Origin of the sequence: Salinirubellus salinus (assembly GCF_025231485.1) — an archaeon.
Lineage (GTDB): Archaea > Halobacteriota > Halobacteria > Halobacteriales > Haloarculaceae > Salinirubellus > Salinirubellus salinus.
Map to the genome: position 1 here is coordinate 1,718,120 of NZ_CP104003.1, position 13,195 is coordinate 1,731,314.

17 protein-coding genes are annotated in these 13,195 nt (G+C 70.8%); 6 read left to right on the plus strand and 11 right to left on the minus strand.

The window, feature by feature from the left end; translation table 11 throughout:
• Positions 1-3: 3 nt before the first annotated feature.
• Positions 4-615, plus strand: coding sequence for a superoxide dismutase [Mn] (sod, locus tag N0B31_RS09445; protein WP_260643614.1), 612 nt, complete (start codon positions 4-6; stop codon positions 613-615).
• Positions 616-705: 90 nt separating this feature from the next.
• On the opposite strand, the gene N0B31_RS09450 is transcribed toward sod, so the two are convergent.
• The gene (locus tag N0B31_RS09450) at positions 706-1,146 is read right to left on the minus strand and encodes a DUF7522 family protein (RefSeq protein WP_260643615.1); all 441 of its coding nucleotides are present in this window, start codon (positions 1,144-1,146) and stop codon (positions 706-708) included.
• A gap of 136 nt (positions 1,147-1,282) precedes the next feature.
• Between N0B31_RS09450 and N0B31_RS09455 the strand changes: the two genes are divergently transcribed.
• A complete protein-coding gene (locus N0B31_RS09455; RefSeq protein ID WP_260643616.1) occupies positions 1,283-1,549 on the plus strand; it encodes a DUF5827 family protein in 267 nt (88 codons plus the stop codon).
• 13 nt (positions 1,550-1,562) lie between these two features.
• Here N0B31_RS09455 and N0B31_RS09460 read toward each other — a convergent pair whose 3' ends face one another.
• On the minus strand, positions 1,563-1,943 hold the full coding sequence (locus N0B31_RS09460; RefSeq protein ID WP_260643617.1) for a hypothetical protein: 381 nt from the start codon (positions 1,941-1,943) through the stop codon (positions 1,563-1,565).
• Between the two features lie 124 nt (positions 1,944-2,067).
• On the opposite strand from N0B31_RS09460, the gene N0B31_RS09465 reads away from it, so the two are divergent.
• On the plus strand, positions 2,068-2,883 hold the full coding sequence (locus N0B31_RS09465) for an ATPase (RefSeq protein ID WP_260643618.1): 816 nt from the start codon (positions 2,068-2,070) through the stop codon (positions 2,881-2,883).
• Between the two features lie 33 nt (positions 2,884-2,916).
• Here the strand turns inward: N0B31_RS09465 and N0B31_RS09470 are convergent, their stop codons facing one another.
• Both N0B31_RS09470 and N0B31_RS09475 read right to left on the minus strand, forming a co-directional pair.
• Entirely contained in the window at positions 2,917-3,246 is a 330-nt protein-coding gene (locus N0B31_RS09470; RefSeq protein ID WP_260643619.1) for a DUF7562 family protein, read from the minus strand.
• A complete protein-coding gene (locus tag N0B31_RS09475; protein ID WP_380628454.1) occupies positions 3,243-4,853 on the minus strand; it encodes an NADH-quinone oxidoreductase subunit D in 1,611 nt (536 codons plus the stop codon). Before N0B31_RS09475 ends, N0B31_RS09470 begins: the two co-directional genes overlap by 4 nt.
• A gap of 210 nt (positions 4,854-5,063) precedes the next feature.
• Between N0B31_RS09475 and N0B31_RS09480 the strand changes: the two genes are divergently transcribed.
• The gene (locus tag N0B31_RS09480) at positions 5,064-5,723 is read left to right on the plus strand and encodes a helix-turn-helix domain-containing protein (protein WP_260643620.1); all 660 of its coding nucleotides are present in this window, start codon (positions 5,064-5,066) and stop codon (positions 5,721-5,723) included.
• A gap of 90 nt (positions 5,724-5,813) precedes the next feature.
• Entirely contained in the window at positions 5,814-6,188 is a 375-nt protein-coding gene (locus N0B31_RS09485) for a hypothetical protein (RefSeq protein ID WP_260643621.1), read from the plus strand.
• Here the strand turns inward: N0B31_RS09485 and N0B31_RS09490 are convergent.
• The 7 genes from N0B31_RS09490 to N0B31_RS09520 all read right to left on the minus strand — a co-directional run bounded on the left by N0B31_RS09490 (position 6,185) and on the right by N0B31_RS09520 (position 12,297).
• Entirely contained in the window at positions 6,185-6,790 is a 606-nt protein-coding gene (locus N0B31_RS09490; protein WP_260643622.1) for an MBL fold metallo-hydrolase, read from the minus strand. The two genes, N0B31_RS09485 and N0B31_RS09490, sit on opposite strands and share 4 nt — an antisense overlap.
• A gap of 95 nt (positions 6,791-6,885) precedes the next feature.
• Complete coding sequence (locus N0B31_RS09495) at positions 6,886-7,686, minus strand: creatininase family protein (RefSeq protein ID WP_260643623.1); 801 nt, start codon at positions 7,684-7,686, stop codon at positions 6,886-6,888.
• Positions 7,687-7,752: 66 nt separating this feature from the next.
• Positions 7,753-8,646, minus strand: a complete 894-nt coding sequence (locus N0B31_RS09500; protein WP_260643624.1) for a mechanosensitive ion channel family protein — start codon at positions 8,644-8,646, stop codon at positions 7,753-7,755.
• A 50-nt stretch (positions 8,647-8,696) separates the two neighbouring features.
• On the minus strand, positions 8,697-9,359 hold the full coding sequence (locus N0B31_RS09505) for a cyclase family protein (protein WP_260643625.1): 663 nt from the start codon (positions 9,357-9,359) through the stop codon (positions 8,697-8,699).
• Positions 9,360-9,398: 39 nt separating this feature from the next.
• Positions 9,399-10,208 (minus strand): aldo/keto reductase, encoded by an 810-nt coding sequence (locus N0B31_RS09510; RefSeq protein WP_260643626.1) that lies wholly within the window; start codon positions 10,206-10,208, stop codon positions 9,399-9,401.
• A 72-nt stretch (positions 10,209-10,280) separates the two neighbouring features.
• Positions 10,281-11,780 (minus strand): PQQ-dependent sugar dehydrogenase, encoded by a 1,500-nt coding sequence (locus N0B31_RS09515; protein ID WP_260643627.1) that lies wholly within the window; start codon positions 11,778-11,780, stop codon positions 10,281-10,283.
• 61 nt (positions 11,781-11,841) lie between these two features.
• Entirely contained in the window at positions 11,842-12,297 is a 456-nt protein-coding gene (locus N0B31_RS09520) for a pyridoxamine 5'-phosphate oxidase family protein (RefSeq protein ID WP_260643628.1), read from the minus strand.
• A 133-nt stretch (positions 12,298-12,430) separates the two neighbouring features.
• On the opposite strand from N0B31_RS09520, the gene N0B31_RS09525 reads away from it, so the two are divergent.
• Positions 12,431-13,189, plus strand: a complete 759-nt coding sequence (locus tag N0B31_RS09525) for a DUF6498-containing protein (RefSeq protein WP_260643629.1) — start codon at positions 12,431-12,433, stop codon at positions 13,187-13,189.
• Positions 13,190-13,195: the final 6 nt, after the last annotated feature.

The window sequence follows — 13,195 nt, forward strand, 5'->3', positions numbered from 1 at the left end:
AGCATGCCAGAACACTCTGACCCGGAGCTCCCCGAACTCCCGTACGACTACGACGCGCTGGAGCCGTTCCTCGACGAGCAGGTGCTGACGTGGCACCACGACACGCACCACCAGGGCTACGTCAACGGGCTGGCCTCGGCCGAGGAGACGCTCGCCGAGAACCGTGAGGCCGGCGAGTTCGGCTCCTCCGGCGGAGCGATGCGCAACGTGACCCACAACGGCTCGGGCCACTACCTGCACACGCTGTTCTGGGAGAACATGGACCCGAACGGCGGCGGCGAACCCGAGGGTGCGCTCGCCGACCGCATCGAGGAGGACTTCGGCTCCTACGAGGGCTGGAAGGGCGAGTTCGAGGCCGCCGCCGGCGCCGCCGGTGGCTGGGCGCTGCTCGTGTACGACCCCGTCGCCAAGCAGCTCCGTAACGTGGTCGTCGACAAGCACGACCAGGGTGCCCTCTGGGGCAGCCACCCCATCCTCGCGCTCGACGTCTGGGAACACTCGTACTACTACGACTACGGCCCCGCCCGCGGTGACTTCATCGAGGGCTTCTGGGACGTCGTCGACTGGGACCACGCCGCCGAACAGTACGAGAAGTCCGTCGAGCACTTCGAGTAACGGACTCGCCACGCGGCGAGCCGTCCACCTGCGCTTTCTTTCGAGGCTCCGTGAGACAGCGACGCGTCCGTCCTGTCGTCCCGTTCCGCGTCAGTTCGCCGTGTAGCCCAGCGGTCCCGCGTCCGGCACCTCGGGCACGTCCCAGTCCGGTTCGCCGTAGCCCGGCACGTCCAGCAGTTCCGAGAAGAGGTCCGCGAACTGGACGCCAGACCCCCGGTCGACGCTCACGAGGACACCCACGGGCGAGTCGCTCCCGTCGTCGAGGAACGTCCGGAACGTCTCGAACTGGGTGAACCCGCGGACCGTGTACTCGTAGCCCGTGTAGGTGAGTTCCTCGTACGTGAGTCGCGTGATGTAGCCGTAGCGTTCGTTGTCGATGAACGCCTCGGGGTCGTGGTCCTCGAGGTGGTCGGCCACGTCGTCACGGACGTAGAGACACTCCTGGCCGGACCGGTCGAACGTCCACAGGTCTCTGAGCGCCTCGCCGGCCAGGTCCCGGACGGCCTCGAGGAGCGGCGTTGCCTCCGACATGAGATACCCTCTGGACCACACCCACCTATAACGTCGAGAGCGTTTTCACGGCCTGAACAGACCCCGGCCACGGGGCGAGGCGAGACGCGAGTGAGGGGAACGCCGCACTTACGACCGGTGGTGGCGAACGACCGCCATGCCCAAGCCGAAGTCCGAGTTCGACGACCTGCGCGCACTGGAGTTCCGCGACCCCGACGAGGTCCTCGAGTCCGACCAGATGTACACGGTCTACGAGGTGGCGCGACTGCTCCAGGGGGTGGCGGTCGACCAGGGCCTCGACGTGGAGACGGAGAACGTGTTGCTCGACTGGGCCATCCCCTGGATGATCTACCACCAGGAGTCGTTCGTGTTCGCCAACCCGGCCTCGGACGAGGAGCCGGGGTACTACGGGCTGGCCGAGTGAGGCCGGTCGGCGCTCAGGCGCTCGGCTCCTCCTCGCCGCCCCGGAACCCCATCGCGTGTTCGACGGCCGAGGAGAGGACCTCCGTGCGGCGCCGGCGGTGCGGTTCGTCGGCCGATTCCTCGTCGGGGGCGTCGACGGGGACGTCCACCACGTCGGTCTCCTCCACGGCCGCCTCGACCTCTGCCTCGGCCGCCGCCGCTGCCTCGGCGATGGCCTCGAAGTCCACGTGGGCCATCGCGCTGTAGGTCCCGACACCGACGGCCGTCCCGACGAGTGTGGCGGCCACGCGGGGGTGCTGGTACCCCGTCGCCCGGCCGAGGAGGTAGACCGCCGCCCCGGTTGCAGCCCCGTTCAGCGTCGCGTTCAGTGCACGTTCGATGCTGTTCGTGTCCATGTGATACGTCAGGTGACGAGGAGCCATAACCCCAAGATTGGCACACGGCAGACCCCTCCCGTCGGCGAGGAGCGTCCCGACCGGAACGGCGGAGTTTTGCCGGGGGCGCGCGCACCGCCACCGAATGCAACTGCTGGTCGCCGGCGGAGACCGGGTGGACGCGGGCAAGACCACGTTCTCGGTGGGGCTGTGTCGCGAACTCGACGCGCCCGGCTACAAGCCGCGTGCGGGCAACGACTACTGGTTCGACCACGACGACTACCGGCGGGCCGTCGACGCCGGCCGGCTCTACGGGAAGGACGCCCGACGGCTGACCGGGGCGGCGCCGGGCGAGGCGGACCCCGAGGCCGTCAACCCCGTCCACCGGCTCTGGACGCCCGTCCCCGGCCCGAAGCAGGGGTTGCTCGGCCGGACCGGCCGGGAGTTCCTCGTCGACCGGGTCGGCCCGCGCGGCGACGAGACGTGGGTCGTCAACGGCACCGCCGACCTGCCGAACTCGCTGGTCGAGTCGCTCCCGCTCGAGGGGGCCGTCACCGTGGACTCGGTCCCCGCGTTCAACGACGTGATGGCCGCCCACCACGTGCCGGCGTTCGAGGCGCTGGCCGACCGCATCGCGGCCGAGGACCGCGCCGTCGTCGAGTCCTACGCCGACATCGCCCGGCCGCTCGACGGCTACGAACCGGACGCCGTCGCCGTCGTGGAACCGCGGCAGGCCCGTATCTACGACGGGGCGCGCTACGCGAACGCCTGCGAGGTGGCCAGTGGGTCGGCCCGCGAGGGGACCCTGGAGGAGACCACGGAGAACGTGCTGGCGATGATCGAGCCCCGCGCCCGGGTGGAACTACCCGCGCTGACGGGCGCCCAGCGGAAGGACCCGGACGCGGTGGCCGACGAGTACGCCCCCGCCTACGAGGCGTTGCTGGCGACGGCGCTGGAGTAGCCCCACCGCCGGTCGGCCTGCCGGAGTCGGGGGCTACGGGGAGCGCCGGTGTCTGTGTGGGTCCGACGAGCCGGGGTCGTCGCGGATGAGTTCGTCGAACCGCCGGAGGAACGACCAGCGGTCGGTCTCGCCCGCCCCGGCCGCGACGAGCGTCTCCTCCAGCCCCTCGCGTGACTGGTGACAGCACTCGCGGTGACACGGCTTGCAGAGGAACTCGAAGCGCTTGCCGCGCCGGTCCCAGCGGTCGCCGTGCTTGTCGTACTCCCTGGCCTCGGCCCGGGCGACCTCCGCCCCGCACGCGATGCAGGTGACCGACTCCCCGTCGGCCTGTCCGAGGTCCCCGGCTGACGGCGGCGGACTCATCGGTCCACCTCGCCCATGATGGGGTCGAGACTGCCGAGCGTGGCGATGAGGTCCGGGACGAACTCCCCCTCGGCCATCGACGGGAGCGCCTGCAGGTTCGAGAAACACGGCGACCGGATCTTGAACCGTGCTGGCGTGTCGGTCCCGTCGGCACGGATGTAGATACCGAGTTCGCCCTTCGCGGCCTCGACTGCCCGGTAGATCTCGGTGTCCGGGTCGGGTTTCAGCGTGCGGGGGACGTTCGCCTGGACGGTGCGCTCGTCCGCGGGCCACTCCTCGAGCGCCTCGAGACACTGCTCGACGATGCGAGCGGACTGCTGGAGTTCCTCGAGGCGGACGAGGACCCTGGCGAAGTTGTCGCCGTCGGCCGCCGTCGCCACGGTCCAGTCGAGTTCGTCGTAGTAGCCGTAGGGGTCGTCCCGGCGGAGGTCGTAGTCGACGCCCGAGCCACGGGCGACCGGCCCGGTACAGCCGTACGCCTTCGCCACCTCGGGGTCGAGGACGCCGGTGTCGACGGTCCGTATCTGGAACACCTCGTTCCCCGTCAGCAGCGAGTGGTACTCGTCCAATCGCTCGGGGACGCCGTCGAGGTAGTTCCGGACCGTCTCGAAGAACGCCTCGCGCGGTTCGGGGAGGTCGAAGGCGACCCCGCCGAGGCGGAAGTAGTTGAACATCAGTCGCTGCCCGGTGAGATCCTCGAGGATGGTCTGGACGCGTTCCCGGTCCTGCATCGCGTACATGAAGGCGGCGGTGAACTCGCCCACGACGTCGAGCGCGTAGGTCCCGACCGCGAGGTAGTGCGCCAGCATCCGGGAGAGTTCTGCTGACATCGTCCTGAGGACCTGCGCGTACGCCGGCACCTCGATGTCGACGAGGTCCTCGGCAGCGCGGGCGTACGCCCACTCGTTGAGGATACCGGCCCCGCTCCAGTCCCAGCGGTCCGGGTACGGCATGATCTGGTGGCGGTAGGTGGACTGCTGGCACATCTGCTCCTCGCACCGGTGGATGTAACCGAGGTCCGGTTCCACGTCCGCGACCTGTTCACCGTCCAGCACCGTCTGCAGGTGGAGCACGCCGTGGGTCGCGGGGTGGTTCGGCCCGATGTTGAGGAGCATCGTGTCACCGTGCTCGCCCGCGCGCTGGTCCGCCGCCAGTGGGTTCTCGTGCTCGCGCAGCGTGACCACCTGTGGCTGCTCGGAGTCGTAGTCGAGCGAGAGCGGGTGGCCCTGCCACGTCTCCGGGAGCAGGATACGCCGGAGGTCCGGGTGGTCGTCGTACTCGATACCGACGAGGTCGTAGGCCTCGCGCTCGTGCCACGCGGCCGTGGGGAACACCGGCGCCGCGGACTCGCTGACCGGGTCGCGCTTCGCCGTCGGGACGACCACCGACAGTTCCCGCGTCGGGTCGTCGTACGTCCTGAGGTGGTAGATAGACTCGAAGCGGTCCCCGTACTCCTGTGCGGTCACACAGGCGCAGTGGTCGAAGCCGGCGGCCTCCTTCAACGTCGAGAGGACCGCCTGGACCGCGTCGGGGCGGACGACGAGCGCCTCGGCGTTCCGGTGGTGCTCGCTGTCGAGGGGCTGCTCGCCGACCTGCTCCTCGACCAGGCCGGCCACGTCCTCGGTTGTCGTCTCCGCAGCGGTCGTCTGTGGTTCGAGGCTCACGCCGACCACCCCCAGCCGTACGCTCGTCGCTGGAGGGTCGTCAGCGAGGGATGACGCGTCGTCATGGCTAGTCGACAGTCGGGCCGCGGGGTGCAAGCCGCTTCAGGCGAACGTGCGAGGGTGGTTTAAGTAACGCCGCGGAGAGGTGTGGTCGTGAAGTACCTCCGACTCGCCGTCCGGGAGCCCCCCGAGTCACGCAATCCGATGCACACGTTCGTGATGGAGCGCGACGAGGTGACGCTGACACAGCTCTGGAACTGGAGTACGACTGACGAGGCCGTGGACGTGGTGCTGTTCCGCGTCGTCGGTGACCGCGGGGTCTACACGGCCGCGCTGGAGGAGGTACCGTTCGTCACGGCCTACGAGACGGTCCGACTGGACGAGGAGAGCTTCTACGCCTACGTCGAACACGAGACCCGTGACGCCGACCGGGGGTTCAGGGAACCGTTCGTCGACCGGCGAGTCCTGACACTCCCGCCCATCGAGTTCGCCAGCGACGGCGAGACGAGGATGGAGGTGGTCGGCCGGCAGACGGACGTCCAGGCGGTGGTCGACGGCTTCCCCGCCGAGTTCGAGGTGCGTGTCGACCGGATCGGAAGCTACGAACACGGTCTCGACGGTGGGGCCCTGCTGACCGGGCGACAGCGCGAGGCCGTCGCCGTCGCGCTCGAACTGGGCTACTACGAGGTTCCCCGGAGCGCCTCGGTGGATGCCGTCGCGGCGGAACTCGGGTGTGCGGCCAGCACCGCGGCCGACCACCTCCGGAAGGCACAGGCCAGACTCGCCCGGCAGGCGGTCGGGACGGAACGCTGACGCGGCCCGGTGACCGCGCGTGGAACCTGAAGCACCGGCCGCGCCCACGCTGGGGGAGGCTTTTTCCTCCGACCGGACGCCGTTCCGGACGTGGCCTCCCTCGTCCGTTCGGTCGTCCTCGCGTTCTGGGTCTCGCCCGCCTGTGCCCCGATGCTATCACTGTTCCCGCCGGCGACCGGTCCGGGTGTCCTCGGCCAACTGCTCGTGGCGCTCTGTCTGGGCGTCCTCCTCGAACACCGCACCGACCACGGCGAGGGGCGCGTGTTCGCGTTCGCCCTGACGACGCTCGGTGCGTTCCTGCTCGTCGGCCTCGCGGCTGGCTACGGGGTGAACGAGCCGCCGGCCCCGGCGGCGGTGGTGGTCGTCTGCTGGCTGTTCGGCCTGAGCGTCGGCTACACGGTGTGGCTCGGTGACGGGCTGACGCGGCTCCGCGGGCGACTCGAGCGGGGCTCTACCGACGGCTAGGCCATCATCCGCGCCGCTCGGCTCGCCGTCTCGATGTCGTGGCGCGGGTTCGTCGTGATGGAGGGGCCGTGGCCCGTGTGCATCTCCGAGAGCGACGGGTCGACGAGGTCGAGCAGGCGGTCGATGGACGCGACCAGCGTGTCGCGGTCCCCTTCCTCGAGGTCGGTGCGGCCGAACGAGCCGTTGGCGAAGACGAGGTCGCCGGCGAACAGGACGCCGCCGTCCTCGCTGTAGAAGCAGAGGTGGTCGTCCTTGTGCCCGGGCGTGTGGACCGCGAGGAACTCGTGGTCGCCCAGCAGGACCCGCTCCTCGTCGGCGATGGCGTGGTCGACCAGTTCGTGGTCGGGGTCGTACCCCCACACGTCGCAGCTGAACGCCTCGACCACGCTCTCCACGTTCCCCACGTGGTCCGAGTGGGTGTGGGTCAGGACGACAGCGTCGAGCGAGGCCTCACCCAACTGCTCGCGGACCTTCGGCACCACGTCGAACGCGTTGCCGGGGTCGACGAGGACGTTCCGGCCCTCGTCGGCGTCCGCGCAGACGAGGAAGACGTTGCTCGTGAACACCCGTTCGTCGTGCGCGAGGTTCCAGATGGTGGTCATCGGCGGCAGTAGGGAGGGTGGGGCTTTGGGCGTGTCGGGCCACGTCGGTCGGCGTCGTGGCAGCCACGGACTGGGGGAGCAGCTCGTGGCCCGGCTCAGACGTGGTCGGCGGGCATCAGCGCCTCGTAGTCGGCGTCGGCGAGCCACTCACACAGCTGGACGAGTTGTTCGCTCGCGGCGTCGAACAGTTCGGCCCCCTTCGCCGCGGTGGCGTCGGTCTGGTCGCCGAACACGCCGTTCTCCGAGTTGTCCCGCGCGTCGTAGAAGGTGCGGGCACCGTTGACCATCGGCGGGCGGCCCTCGGGCTCCACCTCGCCGGCGAAGTACTTCTCGAACTCCCGGACCCCACCCTCGGCCGCGTCGTCGAGTCGGTCGTCGTGGACGAGTTCGGGCCGGAGGTGCTGTATCATCGCCGTCTCCTTCGGGCCGCCGTGGGGGCCGTTGTGCTCGAACAGGTCGTCCACGAGGTCCGGGATGGACTCGTCCCACATCCACTCGACGCAGAACGCCGTCTCGTCGGCGTGGAGGCGTCGACCCACCTCCTGCAGGTGTTCGACGTTGCCGCCGTGGGCGTTGACGTAGACGACGCGGTCGATGCCGTGGTAGGTGAGGTTCCGGGTGAACGACTCGACGTAGTCGCGGAACTCGGGCGCATCGACCCACATCGTCCCGTGGAACTGTCGGTGGTGCGGCGAGACACCGACGTTCACCGTGGGCGTACAGAGGTAGCCCGAGCGCTCGGCCGCCTCGCGAGCGAGTCCCTCGGCGATGAGGTGGTCGGTCGCGAGCGGCAGGTGCGGGCCGTGCTGTTCGGTCGACCCCAGCGGGACGATGGCGAGCGACTCCTCGGCGAAGTAGGTCTCGAGGTCCGGCCACGCCTCGTCGGCGAGATACATACTGGCCCGTCGGCCGGGGGCGTCAAGAGCGTGGCCCTCGCGGCGGTCCGCGCCGGCGCCCGTCACTCACTCGCCAGCGTCGGTGCCGTCGGTCCGCGCCACCTCGATGGCTCCCGTCACCGACTGGGCCGAGGGGGGCGCGAGCGTGATGCCCTCCTCGTCGAAGTGGCGTTTCACGCGGCGGCGGAAGTCCGAACGCACGTCGACGATGCCGCCGCCGTCCGGGTCGTCGACCCAGAACTCCGCGCGGAGGGTGATGCTGTTCTCGCCGAGGTCGACGATGCGTGTCGTCGGCGTGGGCTCCTCCAGCACCCGGTCGTGCGCGCCGGCGAGCGTGCGGAGCTCCATCAGCGCCCGCTCGGTGTCCTCGGCGTAGGAGACGAAGATGCGCTCGGTCACGCGGTAGCTGTCGCGCCCGAACGGCCGGGTCAGCGCGTTCGTCGTCAGCTGCGTGTTCGGGACGGTGATGGTCTCGTTGTCGATGGTCCGGATGCGCGTGACCCGGAAGTCGACCGCCTCCACGTAGCCCTCGCCGCCGGGCCACGAGATCCAGTCGCCGACGTTGAAGTCCGGGTCGGCGACGAGGAAGATGCCGCTGATGAGCGACCCGAACACCTCCTGGCCGGCGACGCCGAACGCGAACGTGAGCGCGGCGATGAGGATGGCCGAGTCGGTGCTGACGAGGAACGCGGCCTGCCCGCTGGCGACGAGGCCGGCGAAGATGGCGATGCCCGCGATGACCACCGACAGGTACGTCTCCGTCGCCGTGACGAGCGTGGGGTTGTTCCGGTTGCGCATCCGGACGACCCGCACCGCGCCGGGCACGACGAGGAGACGGCCGAGCAGGTAGACGACGAGGGCCACGGTGACGAACAGCGTCACGTCGCCCACGAGTTCACTGTACGGCTCGACGGCGTCCTCCACGGTGGGCGGGACGACCTGGAAGGCGTCTGGGGGCACGTCTCGGTCACGCGACGGGGACGGGCAAAAGTCCACGCCCCCGGGTGGCCTCACCCGAGTGGTCGGACGAGCACCCGACAGGGCGCGCCGTCCCCACCACGGAGGGAGAGCGGCGCACACACCACCTCGACGCGCTCACCGACGAGTGCCGACGGGTCCGCGAGGTTCTCCACGACCGGAACGCCCGCCCTCAGCAGTCGTCGGTGGACGGGGTACGGGTCGGCGTCCGAGTCACGCGACTCGCGCGGTTCGTCCGGCGAGAGTGTGTCCATCCCGAGCAGCGAGACGTCCCGCGCCAGTAGCCAGTCCGCGAGGTCGGTCGACAGCCACGGGTAGCGGTGGTACGCCTCGGTCCCGGCGTGCTCGGCCCACCCGAACGAGAGCAGCACGGCGTCCCCGTCGCGAAGCGTGTCGGCCCCAACGAGGTCCCCCCGGTCGACGGCCCGCGACCCGTCGACCTCGACGCCGAGGACGACCCCCTCGCCGGTGAGCCGCGAGAGCGGGTACTCGTCCACCGTCGGACCGTCCACGAGGACGTGCCGGGGCGCGTCGACGTGCGTGCCGGCGTGGGTCGGCGTGCAGACCCGCTGGACGTTCGCGCCGTCGCGGGCCACGTCGGCCAGCGTCTCGACCTCGGGGGCGGGGAGCGACAGCGAGTGCTCGGCGTCAGCGTCGAACAGCCGGGTCAGGTCGACGAACTCGGACACCGTCACCGCCTCAGTCCTCGCCGACTGACGTGGCCAGCGAGCACATCAGTCCGTCGTGGCGTGCCACGGCGCCTCGTCGAAGTCCACGACACGGTGCTCCTCGTCGATACCGTCGATGCGCTCGCGGGCCTCGGCGTCGAGGGCGACGTCCAGCGCCCCGACGTTCTCCACCACGTGCTCGCCGGTGGCCTTCGGGATGGCCGCGACGTGCTCGCGGTCGAGCAGCCACGCGAGACAGACCTGTGCGGGCGTGCAGTCGAGTCGCGCCGCCGTCTCGGCGATGGCCGGGTGGTCGAAGAACTCCCCGCGGGCGATGGGTGAGTACGCGACGACCCAGTAGTCGTGTTCGCGGGCGTCGGCCAGCAGGGCGTCCTGCTGGAGCATCGGGTGCATCTCGACCTGGTTGGCGAAGATGGGATTCTCCAGCACGTCGCGGGCTTCCTCGAGGTGCCGCGGCTCGAAGTTCGAGACGCCGACGTGGCGTATCCACCCCCGGTCGACCAGTTCGTCGAGCGCCGGGAGCGTGTCGGCGGGGTCGTAGGTGTTCAGCGGCCAGTGGACGTACAGCAGGTCGATGGTGTCGACGCCGAGGCGGTCCATGCTCTCCTTCGTGGAGTGGATCACGTCGTCGTACGCGAGGTTCTCGGTCAGGAGCTTCGTGGCGAGGAACACGTCCTCGCGGTCGACGCTCGACTCGCGGATGCCACGCCCGACGTCGGCCTCGTTCTCGTATCCCTGTGCGGTGTCGACGTGTCGGTACCCCACCTCGAGCGCCTGCCGGACGCTCTCGGCGCACACCTCCGGGTCGTCGTGCGCGTAGGTCCCGAACCCGAGTCGGGGCATCTCGCCGGGCATACCCGGAGGAGGGGCGGGCGGGGCTTGAATCCGGTGGCCTCGGGAGCGGCGCCGACGTGGGCGTCCCCTCGGCTACTCGGTGCGCCGTCGGGCGGCCGCCGCGGCGCCCAGCACGACCGCCACGAGCGTCGCGAGGACGCCGAACCCCGCGCCGTCGCCGCCCGAGCCGCCGGGCGTCGTCTCGCGTGGCTCGGTGACCGTCGCCGACCCGCCCGGCGTCGTCGTGAACGCCGCGTCCGTCTGTCCGCCGTCCGGGTCGTCCGCCGTCGGGGTGGGCGTCCGCGCGTCCGTCGGCACCGGGGTCTGCCCCTCCGGCGGGGCGAGTCGGTACACGGTCCCGTTCGAGAGGCAGGCGTAGAGGTTCCCCGCGCGGTCCTCGCCGAACGCCAGGAGCGGACTCGGCGGGCGGCCGTCGTCGGTGTTCGTCACCCGGAGCCGGCGGACGGGCCAGTCGTCGCCCTCGGGCGTGGCGGCGAACAGGCCGCCGGTGAAGTCACCGAAGACGTACTCGCCGACGAGACCCGGCAGGCGGCCCCGGTGGACGTAACCGCCGATGACGGCGTTGCCCGACACCTCGGCACCGGAGTGGGGGTACTCCAGCACCGGGTCAACGAGGGGGCCGGTCGGCGAGTCCGTCGGGCAGGACTCGGCCCCGTAGCAGTGGCGCCCCTCGCGGACGTTCCAGCCGTAGTTGCCGCCCCGCTCGACGACGTTCACCTCCTCGTAGCCGCTCTGTCCCACGTCCGCGACGACGAGTCGGCCGTCCGGGGCGAACGAGAACCGCCACGGGTTCCGGAGCCCCCACGCCCAGTGCTCGTCGAGGCCGTCGCGGCCGACGAGCGGGTTGTCCTCGGGGATGCCGTAGGGTCTCCCGTCGGTCCGGCCGTCCACGTCGATGCGGAGGATGGACCCGAGCAGGTTCTCGGTCACGTCCTGGCCGTTACCACCCGGGACCGCGTCGTACCAGTCCTCGACGTGACCGGTCCCCTCGTCGCCGCCACCGCCGCCGTCGCCCGTGCCGACGTAGAGGTAGCCGTCCGGGCCAAACGCGACGGCCCCGGCGTTGTGGTTCCCCTGCGGTTCGGGTAGCTCGAGCAGCGTCCGCTCGGTCGACGGGTCGACCGTCTCGCGGTCGGGGGCCACGAACTCCGAGAGCACGAACGTGTGGCTGAACTCGGAGGGGGTCCCCGAGCGCCGGGGCGCCGAGTACCGGACGTACACCGTCCCGTTCTCGGCGTACGCCGGGTGGAAGGCGATGCCGAGGAGACCCCGCTCACCCTGCGGGGCGGTCATCCGGTCGCGCACGTCGAGGAACGTGCCGGTGACGGTGCCGTCCTCGACGACCCGGACCCGGCCGGTCTGTTCGGCGACGTAGAACGCGTCGCTGCCGGGGGCCGTCTCGAAGGCGAGTGGCGCTTCGAGTCCCTCGACGACGGGGTCGAGCCGGACCGCCGGGCCGGACTGGAACGTGTCGAGCCGGGGCGGCGTCGTACCGAGACGACCAGTGACGCCGGCGGCGAGCGCGGCGCTCCCGAGGCCGAGGGCTCGGCGTCGGGTCAGCGGGGGTCCCATGGCGCTCCGTGGGGTCGCTGCCGACATAAAGACGGTACCCGGCCGGGGGCGGACGGCCCGGTCACTCGCGGACGATCGTCTCACGACGCCCGGTCAGGCTCCCGGGTGCGAGCCGGTAGAACTCGAAGGTGACCTGGGCGCTGGGGCGGCCGAACACGTCGAACATCGGGATGTGACTCCGGTCGAGGCCCGCGAGCGCGTCGGTACCGACGTCCTCGTCCTCGACGTGTTCGAGGTGGCCGGTGGCGACGACGCTCTCCCAGTGGTCCGCAGAGCGTTCGTAGACGACGAACGACACGCCGCGGTCGAGCAGGTCGGCCTTCTCGCTCTCCGGGCCGACCGCCAGGCGGAAGTAGAACGTCTCGTCGGTGGCGTCGAACCCGTAGGAGACCGGGATGGAGTGCGGTGACTCGTCGGCCTCGGTGGTGAACGAGAGGACGCCGGTGCCGCCGGACCCGAGGAACGCCGCGCGTGCCTCCCGGTCGAGTTCGCCCTGCTCACGCTCGTCTGTCGACATACGACCCTGGACGGTGTCAGCGGTCAAAAACATCGTGTCGGCGCAGGGCGAACCGCCGGACGGCGTTCGGTCCACCCGCCGCTCCCGACGCGGGGAAGGTTCATACCTCGAGACGACCCAGAGTCCGCCGAAGATGGGAACGAGTGGGGACAGGGCTCGGCTCCCCGGGTGGCTCGGGCGGTCGCGCCGGGCAGCGGTGCTCGCGCTGCTGGCGACGAACGCTGTCCCGCTCCTCGGCGTCGTCATCTTCGGCTGGTCGGTCCAGACGTTGCTGGTGCTCTACTGGCTGGAGAGCGGCGTCGTCGGCGCGTTCAACGTCCCGAAGGTCCGCCGCGCGCACGGCGCCGAGACGGCCGCGTCCCGGAAGCGGGCGCTGCGGCTGAAGTCCAACGGGTCGACGGTCAGCCTCCCGGAGGCCCCCGCGACGGTCCCCGACGAGCCCGTCCCGCGGCCGGAGACCCGCCGCGTGGCGCGGTTCTTCCTCGGACACTACGGCGGGTTCTGGCTCGTCCACGGCGCGTTCGTCTTCCTCGTGCCGCTGTTCGCGGGCGGCGCGGGGCGCCTCGGCGTGGCCGACCTCCCGACGCTGGTGTTCGCGACGCTCGCGGCCGTCGTCAGCCACGGTGTCTCCTACCGGGAGAACTACCTCGCGGCCGGGGCGTGGCGCCGCGTCTCGCCGGGGGAGCGTCTCTACGCACCGTACGGTCGGGTCCTCGTGATGCACCTCACCATCGTCGTGGGCGCGTTCGTCGTCTCCGCGGCCGGGACGTCGGTGGCCGCGCTGGTCGTGATGGTGCTCGTGAAGACGGCCCTCGACCTCCGGGCACACCTGCGGGAACACGAGCGCGAGGGGCGACGGTCGAGCGAGGGCGAGCGACCGGTCGCGCAGTGAGCGGGC

Bases quoted from the DNA above. Each gene is read 5' to 3' on its own strand.
- N0B31_RS09495 (WP_260643623.1), bottom strand. From the start codon at position 7,686: ATGTATCTCGCCGACGAGGCGTGGCCGGACCTCGAGACCTACTTCGCC.
- N0B31_RS09525 (WP_260643629.1), top strand. From the start codon at position 12,431: ATGGGAACGAGTGGGGACAGGGCTCGGCTCCCCGGGTGGCTCGGGCGG.
- N0B31_RS09460 (WP_260643617.1), bottom strand. From the start codon at position 1,943: ATGGACACGAACAGCATCGAACGTGCACTGAACGCGACGCTGAACGGG.
- N0B31_RS09520 (WP_260643628.1), bottom strand. From the start codon at position 12,297: ATGTCGACAGACGAGCGTGAGCAGGGCGAACTCGACCGGGAGGCACGC.
- N0B31_RS09515 (WP_260643627.1), bottom strand. From the start codon at position 11,780: ATGGGACCCCCGCTGACCCGACGCCGAGCCCTCGGCCTCGGGAGCGCC.
- N0B31_RS09455 (WP_260643616.1), top strand. From the start codon at position 1,283: ATGCCCAAGCCGAAGTCCGAGTTCGACGACCTGCGCGCACTGGAGTTC.
- N0B31_RS09510 (WP_260643626.1), bottom strand. From the start codon at position 10,208: ATGCCCGGCGAGATGCCCCGACTCGGGTTCGGGACCTACGCGCACGAC.
- N0B31_RS09450 (WP_260643615.1), bottom strand. From the start codon at position 1,146: ATGTCGGAGGCAACGCCGCTCCTCGAGGCCGTCCGGGACCTGGCCGGC.
- N0B31_RS09470 (WP_260643619.1), bottom strand. From the start codon at position 3,246: ATGAGTCCGCCGCCGTCAGCCGGGGACCTCGGACAGGCCGACGGGGAG.
- sod (WP_260643614.1), top strand. From the start codon at position 4: ATGCCAGAACACTCTGACCCGGAGCTCCCCGAACTCCCGTACGACTAC.
- N0B31_RS09490 (WP_260643622.1), bottom strand. From the start codon at position 6,790: ATGACCACCATCTGGAACCTCGCGCACGACGAACGGGTGTTCACGAGC.
- N0B31_RS09465 (WP_260643618.1), top strand. From the start codon at position 2,068: ATGCAACTGCTGGTCGCCGGCGGAGACCGGGTGGACGCGGGCAAGACC.